This is a genomic window from Mycobacterium sp. (genome assembly GCF_035697385.1).
Taxonomy (GTDB): domain Bacteria; phylum Actinomycetota; class Actinomycetes; order Mycobacteriales; family Mycobacteriaceae; genus Mycobacterium.
Genome location: NZ_DASSCY010000358.1, coordinates 1 through 20,409, shown reverse-complemented (window position 1 = coordinate 20,409; position 20,409 = coordinate 1). Strand labels below are relative to the sequence as shown.

16 protein-coding genes are annotated in these 20,409 nt (G+C 66.2%); 4 read left to right on the top strand and 12 right to left on the bottom strand.

All coding sequences use genetic code 11. The annotated features are described in order from the left end of the window. Positions 1–70: 70 nt before the first annotated feature. Both VFH65_RS29780 and VFH65_RS29775 read right to left on the bottom strand, forming a co-directional pair. Positions 71–1,387 carry an NtaA/DmoA family FMN-dependent monooxygenase gene (locus tag VFH65_RS29780; protein WP_353326789.1) on the bottom strand — a complete coding sequence of 439 codons (1,317 nt, stop codon included), beginning with the start codon at positions 1,385–1,387 and terminating at the stop codon, positions 71–73. Next, the gene (locus VFH65_RS29775) at positions 1,384–3,378 is read right to left on the bottom strand and encodes an ABC transporter ATP-binding protein (RefSeq protein ID WP_353326787.1); all 1,995 of its coding nucleotides are present in this window, start codon (positions 3,376–3,378) and stop codon (positions 1,384–1,386) included. Before VFH65_RS29775 ends, VFH65_RS29780 begins: the two co-directional genes overlap by 4 nt. 221 nt (positions 3,379–3,599) lie before the next feature. On the opposite strand from VFH65_RS29775, the gene VFH65_RS29770 reads away from it, so the two are divergent. Beyond that, complete coding sequence (locus VFH65_RS29770) at positions 3,600–4,085, top strand: NADPH-dependent FMN reductase (protein WP_353326785.1); 486 nt, start codon at positions 3,600–3,602, stop codon at positions 4,083–4,085. After that, entirely contained in the window at positions 4,082–4,582 is a 501-nt protein-coding gene (locus VFH65_RS29765) for a flavin reductase family protein (protein ID WP_353326784.1), read from the top strand. The genes VFH65_RS29770 and VFH65_RS29765 overlap by 4 nt, the downstream gene beginning before the upstream one ends. Before the next feature lie 154 nt (positions 4,583–4,736). Here the strand turns inward: VFH65_RS29765 and VFH65_RS29760 are convergent, their stop codons facing one another. The 5 genes from VFH65_RS29760 to VFH65_RS29735 all read right to left on the bottom strand — a co-directional run bounded on the left by VFH65_RS29760 (position 4,737) and on the right by VFH65_RS29735 (position 11,849). After that, positions 4,737–6,359: an ABC transporter substrate-binding protein gene (locus tag VFH65_RS29760; RefSeq protein ID WP_353326782.1), complete on the bottom strand. Its 1,623-nt coding sequence runs from the start codon at positions 6,357–6,359 to the stop codon at positions 4,737–4,739. Positions 6,360–6,454: 95 nt separating this feature from the next. Beyond that, the gene (locus VFH65_RS29755; protein WP_353326780.1) at positions 6,455–7,768 is read right to left on the bottom strand and encodes an NtaA/DmoA family FMN-dependent monooxygenase; all 1,314 of its coding nucleotides are present in this window, start codon (positions 7,766–7,768) and stop codon (positions 6,455–6,457) included. Positions 7,769–7,849: 81 nt separating this feature from the next. After that, a complete protein-coding gene (upp, locus tag VFH65_RS29750) occupies positions 7,850–8,479 on the bottom strand; it encodes a uracil phosphoribosyltransferase (protein WP_353326778.1) in 630 nt (209 codons plus the stop codon). A gap of 3 nt (positions 8,480–8,482) precedes the next feature. Beyond that, positions 8,483–10,903, bottom strand: a complete 2,421-nt coding sequence (locus VFH65_RS32110; RefSeq protein WP_414688542.1) for a GTP cyclohydrolase II — start codon at positions 10,901–10,903, stop codon at positions 8,483–8,485. A gap of 67 nt (positions 10,904–10,970) precedes the next feature. Next, entirely contained in the window at positions 10,971–11,849 is an 879-nt protein-coding gene (locus VFH65_RS29735) for a LysR family transcriptional regulator (protein ID WP_353326777.1), read from the bottom strand. A gap of 68 nt (positions 11,850–11,917) precedes the next feature. Here VFH65_RS29735 and VFH65_RS29730 point away from each other — a divergent pair, with 68 nt between their 5' ends. After that, positions 11,918–12,823, top strand: a complete 906-nt coding sequence (locus VFH65_RS29730) for an EamA family transporter (protein WP_353326775.1) — start codon at positions 11,918–11,920, stop codon at positions 12,821–12,823. A gap of 4 nt (positions 12,824–12,827) precedes the next feature. Here the strand turns inward: VFH65_RS29730 and VFH65_RS29725 are convergent, their stop codons facing one another. From VFH65_RS29725 to VFH65_RS29705, 5 genes are read right to left on the bottom strand one after another with little or no spacing between them, the layout of a single operon-like run. Next, positions 12,828–15,026 (bottom strand): thiamine pyrophosphate-dependent enzyme, encoded by a 2,199-nt coding sequence (locus VFH65_RS29725; protein ID WP_353326773.1) that lies wholly within the window; start codon positions 15,024–15,026, stop codon positions 12,828–12,830. A gap of 2 nt (positions 15,027–15,028) precedes the next feature. Further along, positions 15,029–16,204, bottom strand: coding sequence for an acyl-CoA dehydrogenase family protein (locus VFH65_RS29720; RefSeq protein ID WP_353326772.1), 1,176 nt, complete (start codon positions 16,202–16,204; stop codon positions 15,029–15,031). Between the two features lie 31 nt (positions 16,205–16,235). Next, positions 16,236–17,402 (bottom strand): NAD(P)/FAD-dependent oxidoreductase, encoded by a 1,167-nt coding sequence (locus VFH65_RS29715; protein WP_353326771.1) that lies wholly within the window; start codon positions 17,400–17,402, stop codon positions 16,236–16,238. Further along, entirely contained in the window at positions 17,399–18,529 is a 1,131-nt protein-coding gene (locus VFH65_RS29710) for a Glu/Leu/Phe/Val family dehydrogenase (RefSeq protein ID WP_353326769.1), read from the bottom strand. The genes VFH65_RS29715 and VFH65_RS29710 overlap by 4 nt, the downstream gene beginning before the upstream one ends. Before the next feature lie 25 nt (positions 18,530–18,554). Beyond that, entirely contained in the window at positions 18,555–20,135 is a 1,581-nt protein-coding gene (locus VFH65_RS29705) for an aldehyde dehydrogenase family protein (RefSeq protein WP_414688541.1), read from the bottom strand. A gap of 73 nt (positions 20,136–20,208) precedes the next feature. On the opposite strand from VFH65_RS29705, the gene VFH65_RS29700 reads away from it, so the two are divergent. Beyond that, a partial coding sequence (locus VFH65_RS29700) for a LysR family transcriptional regulator (RefSeq protein WP_353326768.1) occupies positions 20,209–20,409 on the top strand: 201 nt, incomplete at its 3' end.

Below are 20,409 nucleotides of genomic sequence, written 5' to 3'. Positions count from 1 at the left end.
CCTCCTGCCTTTGGCGATTTCGGCGTGATTCGTTGCGTTGAGCGCGACCAATCACGCCGAAATCGCGGGGTTAGAACTCGCGCAGCGTCTGCCGCAGGGTCGACTGGGTGTATTCCGTGCGGGTCAGGCCAAGTCGCTGCAGCTCGGGCACTAGGCCGTCGGTGACCGACGCGATGTAGTTGCGGTTGAGGTCCCAGCCCGGCTTCATGATCAGGAAGCCGTCACCGCCGATTTCCTCCATGGCCTCGCCCATCTTGCGGGCCACCTGTTCGGGCGTGCCGATGAACTCGACGCCGGTGGTGGCCCAGTCAATAGCCAGCTGACGCAATGTCTTTGGCCCAGGACTGCCGTCTCCGCGCATGAAGTGCTCCAGCGACCCCCGCTCGCCGTTGGTGGTCAGGCCCTCAGGCAGCGGCTTGTCCCAGTCGAACTGCTTGAAATCGATCTCGGTGTTCGACGAGATTCCGGCAAGCGACTTCTCGATGTAGCTGTCGGTCGCGACGAGCCGGTCAACCTCGGCGCGCGCCTCGGCTTCTGACGGTGCGACCGTCGGCGACACACAGAACATCAGCTTGATGTCGTCGGGGTTGCGGCCCGCTTCCGCTGCGCGAGCCCGGATGTCGTCGCGGTAGGACTTCATGCCTGCGATGCCGGTGCCGACGGCGACGATCGCATCGGCGGCGCGGGCCGCGAACGCCCGCCCGCGAGGGGACGCACCGGCCTGCAGGATCGTCGGTTTGTGCTGCGGGGAGGGCACGGTGTTGAGCGGCCCGCGGGACTTGAAGTACTTGCCGACGAAGTCGATGGTGCGCACCTTGTTGAAATCGGCATAGGTGTGCGTCTCGCGATCCATCACGACGGCGTCGGCATCCCATGACTCCCAAAGCTGGTTCACCACGTCGAAGTACTCGTCGGCGACGTTGTAGCGCTCGTCGTGCTCGGGAAGGGCGTCGAGACCGAAGTTCTGCGCGGCCCGGTCCTCGGCCGAGGACACGATGTTCCAGCCGAACCGGCCTTCGGCGATGGAGTCCACCGTCGAGGCCAGCCGGGCCAGCAGGTACGGCGGATAGAACGACGTGGACATCGTCGCCACCACACCCAGTCGCGACGTCTTGGCCGCGATCAACACCGCCAACGGAATCGGATCGTGTTTCGGCGCGAAAACGGAGTTCTTCAACGAACCCTCCATGGTGCCGCCGTAAGCGTCGGCCACCATCACCGTGTCCTCGATCATGATGTAGTCGAAACATGCCCGCTCCAGATTGCGTGCCATGTCCACGTAGAACCGGCCGTTGGGCCACTTCGCCACGTCGGGCGATGCCCAGGGTGTATCCCATTCCGGTGGAATGAAATTCATGAACCAGCCCAGGTGGAACTTCTTCGTCATGCGATCTCCTGATCCATTGAAAATGAGGCGGTCAGCGTCGTCGTCAGATGACACGACGCCATGTGCCGGCTGGTGCCGTCGATCGAGACGAGGGTGGGAACCTCGCTGGGGCACTGCTGCATCCGTTCACTGCAGCGGGGGTGAAAGCCGCAACCGGACGGGATCGCCAGCGGGCTGGCCGGTTCGCCGGGCAGCCGAACCGGCTCGGTGCCCGGGCTCGGTATCGCCGCGAGAAGCGCCTTCGTGTAGGGGTGTCGCGGGTTGGAGATGAGGTCCTCGGTCGGCGCCACCTCGACGATCTGGCCGAGGTACATCACCGCGATCCGATCGGAGATGAACCGCGCCGCGGCCAGGTCGTGGGTGACGAACATGACCGCCATGCCGAGCTCACGACGCAGTTCCTGCAGCAGGTTCAACACCGACGCCGCCAGCGACGCGTCGAGCGCCGAAGTCGGCTCGTCGCAGAGCAATAGGCGCGGCGGCACGATGATCGCGCGAGCCAGGGCCACCCGCTGGCGCTGCCCGCCCGAAAGGCTCGAAGCCTTCACATCGGCGACGTCGGGAGGCAGGCCGACTTGGCGAAGCGCTTGGTCGACGCGGTCGCGGCGCTGTGTGCGGTTCGTCGAGTTCAGCAGCCGCTCACCGACGATCTCACCGACCGTCAGCCATGGGGTGAGTGAGGCGCCCGCGTCCTGGAACACCATCTGCGGACGGGTGCCGACGTAGTTCACGGTGCCGTTGGTCGGCTCCATCAGACCGGCGACGACGCGCAGCAGTGTCGACTTGCCCGAACCGGACTCGCCGACGACGGCGATGGACTCGCCGGGAGCGACGTCGAGGATGACGTTGCGCAGCGCGTGCAGGGTGTCGCGCCTGGCCCAGCCACGCCGCACCGGAAATCGTTTGTCAATTCCGTTGATCTGCAAGGCCGGCCGGCTGTCGTCGACATCAACCATCGGCCGGAACGGCAGCGTCTCCGCACGAAGTTGCGCGTCCACCGTTGCATTGGGCACGATGCAGGCGCTCAGCCCGCTGTGGGTGCTTGCTGGCGCCGGCTCGGGCGGTGTGTGCCTGCACGCCTCGGTCACTGCCGGGCATCGCAGGGAGAAGGCGCAGCCCTTTGGGTGGGCTCGCGGGTCCGGCGGCTGACCGGGCAGAGCGTGAATCGCCCTGCCGCGCGGCAAGTTCAGATCGAGGCGGGAGTTCAGCAGCCCGACGGTGTAGGGGTGCGACGGCGCGGCCAGCACCTCGTCCATCGCGCCAAGCTCGGCCAGCCTGCCGCCGTACATCACCGCGACGCGGTCGGCGATCGCCGACGCCACGCCGATGTCGTGGGTGACGACGATGAACGACGTGCCCAGTTCGTTGCACAGGTCGCGCAGCAGTCCGAGTACCTGCGCCTGCACGGTGACGTCGAGAGCAGTCGTCGGCTCGTCGGCGATGACCAGGTCCGGCTTGCCTGCGACCGCCATCGCGATCATCACCCGTTGTCGCAATCCTCCCGAGAGCTCGTGGGGGAAGGCCTTCATGCGCCTGCGCGCGTCGGGCACGCCGACCAGGTCGAGCAGCCGCCGCGCTTCCTCCGCGTCGCCGGCGGCCTCGATGACTTGCTGGCCCACCCGCATGGTCGGGTCGAGCGACGTCATCGGATCCTGGAACACCGCGCCGAGGTGGGTCTTGCGCGCCAGGCGTCGCTCTTCTGCGCCGGCGGCGACCATGTCGATGCCGCAGATCTCGGCCTTGCCGGTGATCACGGGTGCGGGTTCACCGGCGAGCAGCCCGAGCAGAGCAAGGCCGAGGACGCTCTTGCCGGAACCGGATTCGCCGACGAGCGCCAGCACCTCGCCGGCCCGGATGTCGAGGCTGACACCGCGTAGGGCGTTCAACGGCACGCCGCGTCGTTGGAAGGTGATGTGCAGATCGTGCACCCGCGCACGGACTGGCCGGAGGACCGGCGTCGCAGTTGCAATGTCGTCGGCGGAAAGTGTCATGGCTCGAACCCTCGGTTGCGGTGGGAGGGCGCGGCCGCCGGTGGCACGCGTCCGAAAGAATCGGGTATGCACAGCAAACCGGTGGCGCGTAACGGCACTACGACACGTCGGTGTCGTTCCGATTGCGCCGACCGTACGTACCCATGCTGGATCTCTGCGGCGCAATCAAAGGTTTACCGGCTGACCGGACCGAGGAAATTCGGCACTTGTTGACTGCGTGCATGACTGTCGTCGTCGTAGGAAATCCCAAGCCGATGTCGCGGACGCGCGCCGCCGCCGAAATGGTTGCCGAAAAGCTGACCGGCGTTGCGCCCCAACACGTCATCGATGTCGTCGATCTGGGGGCTGCGCTGCTCGGCTGGGGTGACCCCAAGGTCGCCGAGGCGAAGGAGATCGTGAAGTCTGCCGATTCTCTGGTGGTGGCATCCCCGACGTTCAAGGCCACCTACACCGGTCTGCTGAAACTGTTCCTCGACCAGTTCGGAGCCGGCGAGCTCGGCCAGATCACCACGTTTCCGCTGATGCTCGGCGGCTCGTATTCGCACGCGCTCGCCCCCGAATTAACCTTGCGCCCAGTACTTGTCGAGATCGGGGCGAGCTGTCCGGCGCCAAGCCTGTATCTGCTCGACTCGGACTACGAGACCTCGCCGGACTTGGACAAGTGGCTGGCTGTCGCGCGGCGTTTCGTTTCGGCGGTGTCGTCGTGATCAGGGCGGCCGCCGACGAATTCGACCAGACCCTGCTGCGACAGGCGTTCGGCTGCTTCCCCAGCGGGGTGACGGCATTCTGCGGATTGCTCGACGGTGTCGCGGAAGGCATGGCGGCCAGTTCCTTCACCTCGGTTTCGCTTGACCCGCCGCTGGTCTCGGTGTGCGTGGCGAACACGTCCACCACATGGCCGAAGCTGGCGACGCTCGAACGTCTCGGCCTGTCCGTGCTGGCCGGCGACCATGCGTCAATCGCTCGGGCGCTTGCGGCCAAGACAGGCGACCGGTTCGACGGCGTCGACTGGGTGGCGACCGCCAGCGGCGCTGTGTTCGTGCACGGCGCAACGCTGTGGCTGGAGTGTGCCCCGTTCAAGCGCGTCGAGGCCGGCGACCATGAGATCGTGGTGCTGCAGATCGTCTCACTGGCGATGAACCCGGATGTCTCTCCGATGGTCTTCCACCGCAGTAACTTTCACGAGCTGGCGCCTGCGAGCTAGTGGGGTCGCCGCCGCCAACTTGCCGAGCGTGTGTGTACTGCGATAAATCGCGCCAAAATTCGCAGTGGCTGCACGTTCGGCGCGCAGCCAGCCTCGCCAGCCCGCGGCCAAATTCCAACGTGCCCACCGACACTGGACGTTTGCAGTGCGGCCGTCAGGCCCGCTTCAGCGATTGCGGCCAGAAGATGGGCGCATAGAAGGAGTTGTTCTCGACTCCGGTCACGTGTTTGTGCGCGATCGTGGAGTTCGGCGGCAGGCACAGCGGGATCCAGATCGCGTCGTCCAGGATGATCTGGCTGCATCGCTGGTAGATCGCTTCAGTCTCGGGCCACGTCGGCTGCTGGACCGCCTCGTCCATCAGCTTGTCGAGTTCCGGGTTCGAGTATTGGTAGAAGTTCAACGGTTTGGCGTCGGTGCGCGCCAGGATGCGGAACGTGGTGTCCAAATGCAGCGCATCGCCGCCGAGGAACGACACCATCATGTCGGGCCGCTTCTCGGGCGGCTGGTTGGCAAGGTCGAACATCTCAGCAACCGGTAGTACCCGCACAGTCACGTCGAGCCCGAAGGCCGCGAGCTGGCTTTGGATCAGCTCGGCCATCTGTTGGCGCGGCGCTCCTCCGTCGGCGGCCCACGCAAGGTCGACCTTCTTCGACGCCAGGGTCGGCACTATTGCCTCGAGTGGTCCGGAGTCCACCTGAGCCGGGAACGGCGCCAACGCCGGCGAGAGCGTGCGATCCGGCCACATCCCCTCCTGCACAGACGTCATCCCTGCCCAGGCGGTGTCGACGATGGACTTGCGGTCCAACGCGGTGAGCACCGCCTTGCGCAGCTTCTTGTCTGCGAAGATGCCCGAGTTCGGGTTGAGCCATATCGCCTCGCCAACACCGCCGAACGAGTTGACGACGGAAAACTCTGAATTGTTCTGGTAGTCGACCACATCCGGGATCGCGAAGCCCTTCGTCACCATGTCGAACGCGCCGGAGTCCAGCTGCAGCTTCTGCGTCGCGATGCTCGGTGTGATGTCGATGCGGATCGATTCGAACGCGGGCGCCTCGCCCCAATAGTCGGCGAATGCCTCCAGCGTGTAGTGGCTGCCGGGAACGAACTCCTTGATCGTGTACGGACCGGTGCCTGCGTCGTTGGTCTTCAGCCACTCCTGCGCGAGGTCGTTTCCGACGGCGTTCTTGGCCACCGCGGTCGGGCTCACCGCGAACGGCTGCCACGGGCACGCCATGTAGTGCATGAACGCGTTGTTGGGAGAACTGAGCGTGACAACGAACGTCGTCGGGTCCGGCGCCTCCGTCTTGGCCACACCCGTAACCATGTACGCCGGCCCCTGGTTGATGTCTCCGCGGCGCTTGAAGCTCTTGGTCCATGCGTCGGCGTCGGCGGCGGTACCGTCGTGGAACTTCACGCTCGGCTGCAGCGAAAACGTATACGTCAGTTGGTCGTCGGAGATCGTCCACGACTTCGCCAGCCCGGGAATGATCTCCGACGTACCGGGTTTGTAGCGCACGAGCCCCTCATATGCAGACTCCATCACCTGCACGCCCTCACCCTCGTACATGACGTCGGGATCGGGCACCTGCATGTCGGCGAGGAACGGCAGGCGCAAGGTGAGCGTGCCGGCGCTCGATCCGCCGCCGCCTGCGCCGCTGCACGCGGCGATCAGCGACGCGAGACTGAGCCCGCCGATCGTGAGACCGCTCGCCTTGAGGAAGGTGCGGCGGTCCCAGTCTGCCGGGGTTTTGCTGTGCGGCTGTCCTGTGTCGAACACGATGCCTCCTGCTTGGGTCAACTCTTGACCGGCAGTAAATCGGCGTCACGTGACACATCCGCGTCGCATCAGTGCCTCTGGTATTACGCCGGTTACTAGAACTCCATGAGGTTCTCCCGGAACGTGCTGTGGTTGTAGCCGTCGCGGATCAGTCCGCGTTTGCGCAGCGCCGGTGCAAGGCCGTCGGCGATCTCAGCGATGTTGCGCCTGGTGACTACGGGCGACAGAAGAAAGCCGTCACCCCCGACCTCCTCCATCGCCTCGCCCATCTTCGCGGCCACGGTGTCGGGAGAGCCAACGAAGGCCAGACCGGCATGCGTGTCGACGGTGGCGATGGCCTCGCGCAGCGTCTTGCCACGCGCACCTTCGATGAAGGCGCGCAGCGTGCTGGTCTCGCCGTTGCCCCACACGTCGGGCACCTCCTTGTCGAGATCGAAAGTGGCGAAGTCGAATTCGCCACCGGACGTGTAACTGAGCCCCCACAGCGCCTTTTCGATCGCGTCATCGCTCCAGCGTGCCGCCTTCATGTCTTCCTCGCGGGCCTGTGCGACTCGATCGGTGTCGCCGAGGATCGGGTCGATGAGGAAGAGGATCTTCAGCGTGCTCGGATCACGTCCGTACTCCTTCATGCGGCGGTGCATGTCCAGCCGGAACGCCTTCATGCCCTCGATGCTGGTGCCGTGCGCGAGCATCGATTCCGCGTACTTGGCGGCCAGATCGCGTCCGGCAGGCGAGGCGCCCGCCTGCACGATGACCGGTCGGCGCTGCGGGCCGGGAATGGTGTTCAGCGGGCCACGAGTCCGGAAGTACTTCCCTTCGAAGTCGACGGTGTGCACCTTGGTGTGATCGGCGTAGCGCGGGGTCTCCTCGTCCACCAGGACCGCGCCGTCCTCCCACGAGTTCCAGAGCGCACCAACGGCTTCCATCCACTCCTTGGCCATTTCGTAACGCTCGCTGTGCAGCATCAGCTCGTCATATCCGTACTGCTGCGCCGCGCGCGACGAGCTGCCGGTGACCACGTTCAGCCCGACGCGGCCCTCGGTCAGATGATCGAGCGTGGTCATGGTCCGCGCCGCCATGAACGGGTGATAGAAGCTGGTGGACAACGTGACGGCGATGCCGATGTGCTTCGTGCGCTGTGTCAGCAGCGGGATCAGCGGGACCGGGTCGCACTTGGGTGCCAACAGGCCGTACTTGAGCGTGGTCTCCATTGACCGGCCGTAGGCGTCTTCGACCATGCTGGTGTCCTCCACCAGCAGGTAGTCGAAGCGGGCACGTTCCAGCGACGCCGCCAGGTCGATGAACAGGTCACCCCGCATCCAGTCGTGGCCGGTGTTTCCCGCCCACGGATCCAGTGCCCAGGTTTGGACGCTGAAACCACTGCCCATGAACCAGCCAAGATGAAACATGGCCACCTCCTTCAGGTGACCAATGTGGCCCGTCGATGTTTCAGAGTCGCGGGGCGAATGATTCCGCCCGCATTACGCCGCTTACTTGGTGCCGAAGATGCGGTCGCCCGCGTCTCCGAGGCCGGGCAGGATGTAGCCGTGCTCGTCGAGCTGGCGGTCGACGGCGGCGGTGTAGAGCGGCACGTCGGGGTGGGCCGTGTCCATCGCGGCGATACCTTCAGGGCAAGTCAACAGGCAGACGAACTTGATCGACTTGGGGCCGCATTCCTTCAGCCGGTCCACGGCGGCGACGGCCGAGTGGCCGGTGGCCAGCATCGGGTCGACCACCACCACATCACGCTCGTGGAGGTCTCCCGGCATCTTGAAGTAATACTCCACGGCGACAAGAGTCTTCGGGTCGCGGTAAAGGCCGATATGGCCGACGCGCGCGCCCGGCACCACACTCAGCATGCCGTCCAGGATGCCGGTGCCCGCGCGCAGGATCGAGACGAAGACCAGCTTCTTGCCGTCGATGACGTTGCCAGTGGTGTTCTCCAAAGGCGTCTCGATCTCAATCTGGTGCATCGGCATGTCACGCAGCACTTCGTAGGCCATCAGCGCTGAAACCTCGTGCAATAGCTGACGAAAGCTGTTGGTGGACGCGTCCTTTCGACGCATCAGCGTGAGCTTGTGCTGAACCAGCGGGTGGTCGATCAGATGAACGGTGCCCATGATCTAGAAGACCGTGCCGTCGCTGATAACCGACAGCGGCGGCAATCCGTCGCGCAGCCGCTGCGCCAGCGCACGCCCGGCCGCCCAGGTGCCGCCCTCCAATACGCACGCCAGCGGCATCTGTTCGGCGTTCACCTGAAGATTCCCGCGTACCAACGGCGCGAGTTCGTCGAGAAGCGCCACCGTCAACGCCCGCCATTCGACGATCAATTCGTCACCGACGTTCCACGTCCGCTCGGTCCATGCTGGGTCGCGCAGTCGCAGCACGCCGGTATCCAGCAGTAGCCCGCCGTTGCGGTACTCGGGCAGGCCGGTCAGCGCCTCGAGACCCTCGACGCCGACGCCGGCCCATCCGAAGGGTTCCAGCAGCGAATAGGTCAGCCACTGCGACAGCTTGTGGAACGGTATCCAGCCCTCGGTCAAGCCGGGGCCGCGCACCGCCTCGTGGCGCCAGCAGTCGCCGAGCGGCTGGGCGCCAATCAGGTTGTCCGTCAACCAGATACCCGACAGCGACGTCAATAGCAGCGACAGGATGTCCTGCACGATCACCGGGGCAGGTGGTGCGACCAGCACGTCGAACAGGCCGCCGGGTCTGCCCTGAGGGCCGAATACCTCGGATTGCGCTGCGAGCGCCTCGCCAAGCCGGCGCAGCAGCAGCACGCGGCCGTCGAGACCGACAAGCGGGTTGGACGGCGCGACCTGGAACGCCGAGGCCAGCCGGTCGGCGTCGATGGCGCGCAGGCCCGCGGCATCCGCCTGCCACGGGTGCGCCGGGTCGCTGGAGAACAGCCCGCCGAGGAACGCGTGCCAGCTTGCGACGGCAAGGCCTTCCGAACGCGAGAAGTGTTGCCCACTACCGGTTTCCGAATACGACCAGTCCGGTCCGGCCCCGGCGTCGAGTAGCACGCTGACCACGACCAGGTCGATCATCGCCCGCACATCGAGATCGGCCTTGCGCTCCACCCCGCCTGCCTCGAATTGGCGCCAGCGGCTGTGGAAGGGGATTTTCAGGTCGGGGTAGCGCGTACGGGTGATGTCGGCGACTTCCGCCGCTGCTGTCGGCAGCGCATCGTCGTGCACGCTGAACCAGCGTGAGTCGCCGGCCCTTGCGCGTTCCAGGAGTTGGCGTGCGCGCTCACGCACGGCGGTGGTGCTGCGCAGCGTCGCGGCTGCGGCCGTTTCGGTGTCGTCCAGCCCGCGGCCCTTGGCCTTTTTCAGCTCGTCACTGCCGGGCACCGGGCCAGGGGTGAAGTAACCGGCGGCCATCTTGGCGTCGATCTCGACACGAGCGTCGGGCGGGATCAGCTCGTCGGGGATGTCCACCCGCTCACCGACCTCGATGCCGGAACCGGTGATGGCGTCGTACTTCATGTTGCTCATCGAGACCAGGCGGTGAATCTTCGTGATGCCCAGCCAGTGCAGTACGTCGGGCATCAGCTCCTGGAAGCGCATGTCCTGCACGCCGGCCACACACTCGGTACGGGCGAAGTACTGATCGGCGGTGTCACCGCCGGACTGGCGCTTGCGGGCGTTGTACACAAGGAATTTGGTCACCTCGCCGAGTGCTCGGCCTTCCTTGCGCGAGTAGGCCACCAGACCGACACCGCCGTGCTGTGCGCCCTTGATGGATTCCTCGATCGCGTGCGTGAGATAGGGACGGCACGTGCAGATGTCGGAGCCGAACACGTCAGAGCCGTTGCATTCGTCGTGCACGCGTGCGGTCAACTCGACGCCGGGATCGGCGAGGTCGCGGGCGTTGCCGAAGATGTAGATCGTCTGCCCGCCGATCGGCGGCAGGAACACCTCGAGGTCTGAGCGCGTCACGAGTTCCGGATACATGCCGCCGGTCTCCTCGAACAGCGCGCGGCGCAGATCTGTCTCGCTGCAGCCGAAGCGCGCCGCCACGCCGGGCAAGTGCCACACCGGCTCGATCGCGGCCTTGGTGACCAGCGCCGCGCCGCTGGGCAGCAGGACGCGGCCGTCCGGGTGAAGGCGGCCCTTCTGGATGGCGTCGGTGACCTCCGGCAGGATCACGTGTGCCTTGGTGACGGCGATGGTGGGACGGATGTCGTAGCCCGCGGCCAGCTCGGCGGAAAAGGCGTCGGCCACCATGGCGCCCCAGGGATCGAGGCTGACGATCGTGCCTGGCTGGCCCCACTGCGGGTACGGGCCGATGACGTCCGTCGGCGACGTATTCGTGAGGTCTGCCCTGTGCTCGCGCGACAGTGTGCCCGCGGCGACGGCCAGCGCCCGGTAGACGCCGTACGAGCCGCTGTGGGTTCCGATCACGTTGCGGTGGCCGCGGGTGGTGGTCGTGCCGATCACCGGCCCGCGCTCGGCGGCGGTCGACGCGCCCCAGCTGATCGGCAGCGCGCCGAAGCCGCCGCTGTGCGAGGTCAAGCGGATGTGGCCGGTGGCGGACATCGTCGTTCCTCTTCTCAAGAGGGCCCCGGCGACTCGCATCGCCGGAAAGGCGCCAGCATACGACGGTTCAGCGGGCTCTGGGCGGGTGATAGAGCTCGGCGAGCAGGGCGACGACGTCGGACGTCACTGGATGTGGGTCGTCGCGCCACCACACGATGCGGACCGGCACCGGGGGTGCGTCGCGCAGCCGACGGAAGACCACGCCCTGGCGCCGGTACTGGGTCAGCGTGCTCGCGGCCGTGACGCCGACGCACCGGCCCGCCGCGATCACGGCGAGCCAGTCGTCGACGTCGTGGACCTCTTCGACCTCGGGTCTGCTGCCCGCCGGCCACAAGTCCGGTGTGGTGGTGCCGGTGCGTGGATCCACGGCAAGGATGCGGCCGGCAAGATCGGCCAGCCGGAGCTGGCGGCGCCGCGCGAGCGGATCGTCCGCGGCCACTGCGCCGTAGCGGGACTCCAGCCCGACGATCACGTCGTCGAATCGACGGTCGGGGATGCCTGCGGACGCACCAGCGGTTCGCACCACGGCGAGGTCGCATGCCCCCTCCGCCAGTCCACCCGTCGGTGAGTTGGTACGGACCAGGTGGAGCTCGATGTCGGGATGCCTAGCGGCCCAACGGTGTTGGAACTCCACGGTGTGCTCACCCATCGCAGCCCAGGCGTGACCGACACGCAGCCTGTCGATCCCGCCGCGCGCATCCCTGACCAACTCCTCCGCATCGACGAGTAGCCGGCGAGCCCTGGCGAGCACCCGCTCACCTGCCGTCGTTGGCACGACCTCTCTACTGGTGCGGCGCAGCAGACGTACCCCGAGTGCCCGCTCGAGCGCAGCGAGGGCGCGCGACACGGCCGGCTGGGACAGGTTGAGTTCTGCTGCGGCGCCGGTGAATCCACCGTGGTCGACGATCGCGACGAGGCAGCGCAGATGCCGCAGCTCAACATCCATGCGCCTAGCGTATCGCTGCACCGCAGAATGCATTTTGTGAATGGGCGAGTCGCCCGCATCCTCAAGGCATGGACACCGACATCCGAAGCGGGCCTGCACAGCCCGCCGGCGTGGCGCTCATGCTCGGCAGCGCCTTGTCGAATCAGTCGGGCGCCGCGGTGGGCGCGCTCGCCTTCCCGGTGATCGGGCCCGTCGCGGTGGTCGCCATCCGCCAATGGGTGGCCGCGGCGATCCTGCTGGCAATAGGCCGCCCGCGACTTCGGGCATTCACCCGCAGGCAATGGGTGCCCGTGATCGGACTTGCCGCGGTGTTCGTGGTCATGAACCTCGCGGTGTACATCGCGATCGACAGGATCGGCCTTGGCCTGGCGATGACGCTGGAGTTCCTCGGCCCCCTGGGTGTGGCGCTCGCCGGCGGCCTCACTGCGACGCCGACCGGCATGCGCCGCCGCGTGATCCTCGGCTGTGCTGGGCTCGCCGCGGCCGGCGTCGTGCTGCTCGCCCGCCCGCAACCGACCATCGACTACCTGGGAATCGGTCTCGGCCTGTTGGCCGCGGCCTGTTGGGCGAGCTACATCCTGCTCAACCGCGCCGTGGGGGAACGGTTCATCGGGGTCGACGGAACAGCGGCCGCCGGCGCGGTGTCGGCCCTGGTGTACGTGCCGATCGGGGCCGTCGCGCTGATCGCCCACCCGCCGACCGCTGTCGCGCTGGCCTGCGGCGCTGCCGCGGGTGTGCTCGCTTCGGTCGTTCCGTTCGTCGCCGACGTCCTCGCACTGCGCCGCGTGCCCGCGCACTTCTTCGGAATCTTTATGAGCGTCAACCCCGTCTTCGCCGCCGCCATCGGGGCGGCCGTCCTTGCTGAAGCGCTCGGCGCGCTCGAATGGATCGCGATCGGACTGATCGTCGCCGCGAACGTGGGCGTGGTCTTCGCGACGCGGCCGCGGATTCCACATAATTCGGTGGGAGCTTGACCAATCATCTTTGTTTGACGACTTCATCGCTCGGGCGGCACAGTGCCAATGCGGCGTGCTCGATCGTGTCCTCATCAAGCAGCACATGCTGGGCGGCGTCGCCTAGCGGTATGAAGCTGTCGGCACTGGCAACGCGTGTCGTATCCCCGCGAAATCCGTTCTCTGTCAGGGCCGCCAGCACCGCCTGCCCCACTCCGCCGGACCGGCGGGTTTCGTCAACCACGAGGACACGACCGGTCGAGCGCGATTCGCGCAGGATGTCCTTGATGGGTAGTGGTGCGAGCCAGCGCAGGTCTGTGACTCGCGCGTCGATTCCGTGGGTGCGGCGCAACTTTTCGGCGACGCGCAAGCTCATCGGAACGCCGTTGGCAAAAGTGACGATAGTGAGGTCTGCACCGTTGCCGTGGGTGCGAGCGGTGCCGATTGTGGTGTCGACGTTGTCTGACGGTTTGGATAGCCACCCTCCGTCACCGTCGTCGTAGAGATCGCGGGTGTGGTACAGCGCAATGGGCTCAAGGAACAGGCACAGCGCGCCGGTGTGGACGGCGGCGTCTGCACAGCTTCGCAGCATGGCGTGGGCGTCGTCGGGGCGTGACGGTGAGGCCACGACGAGTCCGGGGATGTCGAGGAGTGCGGCCACTGAATTGTCGTTGTGAAAGTGTCCACCGAAGCCTTTTTGGTACGCGTAGCCGGCGATGCGAATGACGGCGGGGTTGCGATATTGGCGGTTGGAAAAGAACGGCAGGGTGGCCCCCTCGCCGCGAATCTGATCGATCGCGTTGTGGACGTAGGCGAGGTACTGGATTTCCGGGATTGGCAGCAGGCCGCAGAGCCCGGCACCCAAAGCCAGTCCCAGAATCGTCTGTTCGTCGAGGATGGTGTCGAAGACGCGCGTCGGACCGAACGTCTTCTGCAGCCCGCGAGTGAGCCCGTAGACGCCGCCCTTACGGGCTACGTCCTCGCCGAAAATGATGGCCTGCGAATGCGTTTCGAGGATGTCGCGCAGTGCGGTGTTGATGGCCTGTGCCAGGGTCAGTGATTCACCGCGGCGCGGCGCCGGGCTTACGCCTGAGGCGCATTTGGCCTCACGCAGTCCGGTTGCCAGCGGCTCGATGACTGCGGCCGCCGAACTCAGTTGTGGGAGTTGGGCGACTTCCTTGGCCAGACCCATCACCGTCGCGCGCTTGTGTTCGTAAAGCTCGATTACTTGGTCGACATCGCGGTGTCTTTGCTTGATGAGTAGTTGCGCGGTGGCCAGGACGGGATCGTGAGCGTAGTCGCGGCTGATATCGCGTTGTGTGCGGTAGGCCGGCTCGTAGTCGGATCCTGCATGCCCCATGATCCGGACGGTGCGGATGTGCAGGAACGCGGGGCGGCGATGGTGCCTGACCCATTCCGCGGCGGCGAATGCGGTGGCATAAGCGGCGGCCAGATCGCCTCCGTCGGCGGCGAAGTAGGCAAGGCCGGCCGTGTTGGCGTAGGTCGTCGCGATCCACCCGTCGGGGGTTCGGGTGCTGATGCCAATCCCGTTGTCCTCGCACACAAATAGCAACGGCATCGCCACGCCCTGATAGCCGGCGTTGATGGCAGCGTTGATCGCGCCGACTGCGGTGGAGTGATTGGCCGAGGCGTCGCCGAAACTGCACACCGTGATTGCGTCGGCGGGCCAAGGGCAGGTATCGGCGATTTTGTGGGCCCTGGCTAGGGAGAACGCAACGCCCACTGCGCGCGGCAGATGGGAGGCGATCGTCGAGGTCTGCGGGATGATGTGGAGGTCAGTTCTGCCGAACACCTTGTGGCGCCCGCCGGAAATGGGTTCCTCTGTGGCGGCGACGATCCCGAGCAGGACGTCGCGCAGCGGATCGCTGCCACCGACCTGGCGCGCGCGTTCGAGGAAGAACCCGCCAGATCGGTAGTGCAGCAGCGCGGGATCGGTGGGTCGCAGCGCGGCGGCGATGGTGGCGTTGCTTTCGTGCCCAGAAGATCCGATCGTGTAGTAGCCCCTGCCTTCGGCACGTAGAGCGCGCGCGGCGAGGTCGAGGTGGCGGCTGCCGAGCTGGGAGTCGAAGATCTGCAGCGCCCGGGCGACGGTGAGGGTGGAGCCCGCCACTACCGGCGCGTGGTCATCGCAGCGGATGCTCGGGTCGCCCGCGTCACCCGCCAGCAGTGTGGCGGTGAAGTATTCGTCGATGGGTTCGGCCATGGTCAGGCGAAGGCGGCGTGACCGGTGAGGGCCTGGCCGATGATTAGCGTGTGCATCTCGCTGGTGCCTTCGTAGGTCAGTACCGACTCGAGGTTGTTGGCGTGCCGCATGACCGGATACTCGGCGCTGATCCCGTTGGCGCCCAGTATGGTTCGGGCCGTGCGAGCGATGTTCAGTGCCTCGCGGACATTGTTGAGCTTGCCTGTGCTCACCTGATGGGGCGCCAAGGTGCCGGCATCTTTGGTTCTGCCGAGATGGATGGCCAGCAGCAGACCCTTGCCGTACTCCAGGGTCATCGCGGCCAGCTTCTCCTGGGTGAGTTGGAATCCCGCGATCGGTTTGCCGAACTGCTCACGGGTTTCGGCATAGTCCAACGCGGTGTTTAGGCAGTCGCGGGCGGCGCCCAGCGCACCGAACACAATGCCGAACCGCGCTTCGTTCAGACAGTTCAACGGTCCGGATAAGCCTATGGCGCCGGGCAGTTCGGCTGATTCCGGCAGTCGGACGTTGTCGAGGACGAGCTCACTGGTCACCGAGGCCCGTAGCGACATCTTGGAGGCGATGGAGTGCGCGGTGAAACCGGGAGTGTCCGTTGGAACGACGAATCCGCGGATCCCGTCGTCGGTTCTGGCCCAGATGACCGCGACATCGGCGACGGAACCGTTGGTGATCCACATCTTGGTGCCGTTTAGCAGCCAGTCGTCGCCGTCGCGTTTGGCGAGCGTGCGCATTCCGGCGGGGTTGGAGCCGAAGTCGGGTTCGGTGAGCCCGAAACAGCCAATCGCTTCCCCGGTCGCCATGCGCGGCAGCCACTGCTGTTTGGTGTCCTCGTCGCCGTAGCGGTGGATCGCGAACATCGCCAGCGACCCCTGCACGCTGACCAACGACCGAATACCCGAATCGCCGGCCTCCAGTTCCAGGCACGCCAGTCCGTAAGCCAGCGCGGATGTTCCGGCGCAGCCGTAACCATGCAGGTGCATGCCGAGCAGGCCCAGCGAGCCCAGTTCGGTGGCCAGGTCGCGCACCGGCAACTCGCCGCGTTCGTACCAGCTGGCGATGTGCGGGGCGATGACGCGTTGCACCAGGCCACGGACGCTGTCGCGGATCTCACGTTCCTCATCGGTGAGCAGCGAGTCGATCGCGAACATCTCATCGGGCCTAACGGTGGTCTGACTCATGAGTAGGTTCCTCTGTCTCGAAGGTGTCGTGTCAGACGATGTTCGTCTCGCCGGATCCGAGGCCGGCATCGTTGAACCGGCTCAGAGTGAATCCGCTGATGTCGTACTTGGGTGTCACGTCGTGGTAGAGATCGCGCACGATTTCGCCGGTGGCCGGTCCCATCAGGAATCCGTGCCCGGAGTAGCCGGTGGCGATGAGCAGGCCCTCGACATCTGCACTGCGGTCGATGATTTGGTTGCAGTCCGGAGTCATCTCGTACAGGCCCGCCCAGCCGCTGGCGATGCCATAGTCGAGGACCGCCGGGGCGCGCTTCTCGGCGACAGCGCCAAGACCCATGAGCCAGTCGTCGAGTTCGAAGCGAAGGTTGAAGCCCTCAGCCTCGTTGGGATCCGACCAGCCCAGCAGCAGGCCCTTGCCCTCCGGATGGAAGTAGAAGTTCGAAGGGAAGTCAATGGTCAGTGACGGCGAGGTGGCGGGCAGTTCGGCCAGCGGTTCGGTGAACGCGATCTGGCGGCGTACCGGGGTGACGGGGATGGTGACGCCGACCATGGCTCCGATCTGGCGTGACCACGCTCCTGCGGCGCAGACGACCGTGTCGGTCTTGATGCGACCGTGTGCCGTGTGCACTTCGGTGATGGTGCCTGCGTCGCTGGCGATGTCGAGGACTTCGCAGTGGCGGATGACTCTCGCGCCATGTCGACGTGCGGCGGCGGCGTAGCCCATCACCACCGACTCGGGGGTGGCCTTGCCGTCGATGGGTGACCAGCACGCCCCGACCATGCCTTCGGTGCTGATCAGCGGCGAAATACGTTGCGCTTCCTCGGGATCGACGATGACGCTGGGCACCCCGTGGCGATTCTGCAGCGCCACGCTTTCGGTGAACACCTCGAGGTTGTCCTGATCGGACAGCGTGTAGAGGTAGCCGTCGCGGCTGAAATCGATTTCCTGGTCGTACTTGTCGGCGAACGTGGAGTACACCTCCAGACCGCGCAGACCGATCTCGATGTTGGCTGGGTTGCTGAACGACGCGCGCACGCCGCCGGCGGCCCTACAGGTCGACCCACAGGCGAGTTCGTCGCGTTCGAGCAGCACCACGTCGGTGACCCCCGAGCTGGCCAGATGGTAGGCGATGCTGGTTCCGATGACGCCACCGCCGATGACGACGACGGATGCGCGTTCGGGCACGGGTTTCGTCATCGTCGACCGCGCAGTCGCATTGCCTCGGCGACGCGAGCCTGTGCAGTGGCCCTGGCGACGCGATGGGTCGTTATGCCCTGCCGTCGAGACTCCTGCAAGGTTTCCTGTGTACAGGCGCGCAGCTTCGTCGAGATGTTGTCGAACACTGCGGCCGGTTCGGGACGAATACCCGAGAACCGGGAGTCCATTGCCACGGCGGCCGCGACCGCCCCACCGGCGTTGGCGATGAAGTCGGGGACGACAATCACCCCGCGATCGTGCAGGATCTGTTGCGCCGCTGGACTGCTCGGCAGGTTTGCGCCTTCGACCACGATGCGGGCCGGCAAGATGGGGGCAAGGTCAGCGTCGATGACATCCTGCAGGGCGGCCGGTATGAGCACGTCGGCGGCGACGGTCAGTTCCTCGCCAGCGGTCAGTGGTTTGGCGTCGAAGTAGTGGTGCACCAGCGCGTCGTCGTGCTGTGTGCGATACGCCAGTAGCTCTGCGACGTCGAGACCGTCGGGGTTGTACAGGCCGCCTTCGGATGTCGACACGGCGACCACCGTGGCTCCGAGTTCGTCGAGCCGGCGTGCGGTCGCGGCGCCGACCGCACCGAAGCCCTGAATGCTGACCGACAGCTTTGAGGTCGATGCATCGACGAATTGCGCTGCGGCGTCGACTGTTTCGGCCACACCATACCCCGTAACCCCGAGCTGGTCGTATGGCAGCCCGCCGAGCGCATGGGGGGTGCCGACGGCGCCGCCGCGGCCGCCGACCTCATCGAGCATGATCGCCGCGTCGGCTTCGGTGAGGCCGACGTCGAGGCCGAAGACATACTCTTCAGGCACTTCGTTACGTAGCGCGCGCACGAATGCGCGCAGCACTTCCTCCTTGGAGGTGGCGGACGGATCGGCCTGGATGCCGGCCTTCGCGCCGCCGTAGAACAGGTCGACACCGGCCCACTTCCACGTCATATTGCGGGCCAGACGCGCGACCTCTTCGACGCTGACAGTTGGCGACATCCGGGTGCCGCCCTTGCCCATTCCGCGTGCGGTGTTGTCGATGACAAGCACACCGCGCATCTGAGTGCGGGCGTCGGAGACGCAGACGATCTTCTCCGGGCCCCATTCGTCGATCAGGTCGAACATGGTGTGAATCCCACTCTTTCGTTGCTCAGGCGAAGCTGACGCCTTGAGCCAACGGCAGTTCCCTGGAGTAGTTGACGGTGTTGGTGGCGCGACGCATGTAGGCCCGCCACGCGTCAGACCCGGATTCGCGGCCGCCGCCGGTTGTCTTCTCGCCGCCGAAGGCCCCGCCGATCTCGGCGCCGGAGGTGCCGATGTTGACGTTGACGATGCCGCAGTCCGAGCCGTCCGCGGCGATGAACTGCTCGGCTTCACGCTGGTCGAGGGTGAAGATCGCCGACGACAGGCCCTGCGGGACGTCGTTGTGGAGCGCGATCGCCTCCTCGAACGTGGAGTAGGTCAACACGTAGAGGATCGGCGCGAACGTCTCGGTCTTGACGACGTCGGTCTGGCGCGGCATCCGCACGATCGCGGGTTCGACGTAGAACGAATCCGCAGTGCTGTCGCGCCGGCCTCCGCCGACCAGAACGGTTCCGCCCTGCGCCTGTGCCCGTTCGAGGGCAGCGGTCATGTTGGCGTGGGCGCGGTCGTCGATCAGTGGCCCGACCAGGGTGCCCGCGGCGAACGGGTCACCGATGGGTAGGCGCGCATAGACCTCGGTCAGGCGGCGCACGAGTTCGTCGGCGATGTCTTCGTGCACGATCACCCGTCGCATGGTGGTGCAGCGCTGCCCGGCGGTGCCGGCAGCGGAGAACACGATGCCGCGGGTCGCCAGGTCGAGGTCGGCCGACGGGGCCACGATGGCGGCGTTGTTGCCGCCGAGTTCGAGGATGGCGCGGCCGAATCGGGCAGCGACGCGCGGCGCTATCTGCTCGCCCATCCGCTCGGAACCCGTGGCGCTGATGAGCGGGACCTTGGGGCTGTCGATCAGGGCCTGAGTGTCGGCGGCACTTGCCGACACGAGGACGTTGAGGTTCTCCGGCGCGCCGACCGCGTGGGCGGCGCGGTCGAAAAGGGCCGAGCACGCCGCGGCGGTCAGGGTGGTCAGCTGGGCGGGCTTCCAGACCACCGCGTCACCGCAGACGATTGCGATGGCGGTGTTCCACGACCACACCGCGGCGGGGAAGTTGAACGCCGACACCACACCGACGACACCGAGTGGATGCCAGGTCTCCATCAGCCGGTGCCCGGCACGCTCCGAGGGCATCGTGCGGCCGTCGAGCTGACGCGACAGGCCCACAGCGAAGTCACAAATGTCGATCATCTCCTGGACCTCGCCGAGGGCCTCGGAGGTGATCTTGCCGACCTCGATACTGATCAGGTTCGCGACGTCTGCTTTGTGCTCGGTCAGCAGCTCGCCGAGGCGCTTGATCAGCTGCCCGCGAGCCGGGGCGGGCACGGTGCGCCACTGCAGGAACGCGGCGTGCGCGGCGTCGATCGCGGCTTCCACCTGCGCTGCTCCGGCGGCAGGGAAATCAAACAAATCGGCACCGGTTACTGGCGTGCGCACAGTGATCTTCGTGGCAGCTGTCGCAGCGTCGAGGTTGCTCGGGGCGACCCCGCAGCGCTGCAGGCTGGTGCGGGCCAATGCGCGCAGTTCGTCGGTGGCGGGCACGGAGATGGTCTCGGAGATCGAGGACCTTGAGGTGCTCATTGCAGGTGTGGCCATGACCACATCGTCACCACCGGCGAACCAATAGCACAAGCGAAAGAAAATCCGTTGTTTGGTTTAGAGTTCCTATATGAATCTGTCTCTCGGGCAGCTCACAACTCTGCGTGAACTCGCTCGCCGAGGCACGATGGTCGCGGTCGCCGAGGAGTTGGGATACACGCCGGGGGCGGTCTCGCAGCAGATCGCGGCGCTGGAGAAGTCGGTGAACGCCCGACTGATAACAAGGGTGGGACGCAAGGTTGTGCTCACCGACGCAGGGGCCGTGCTGGCC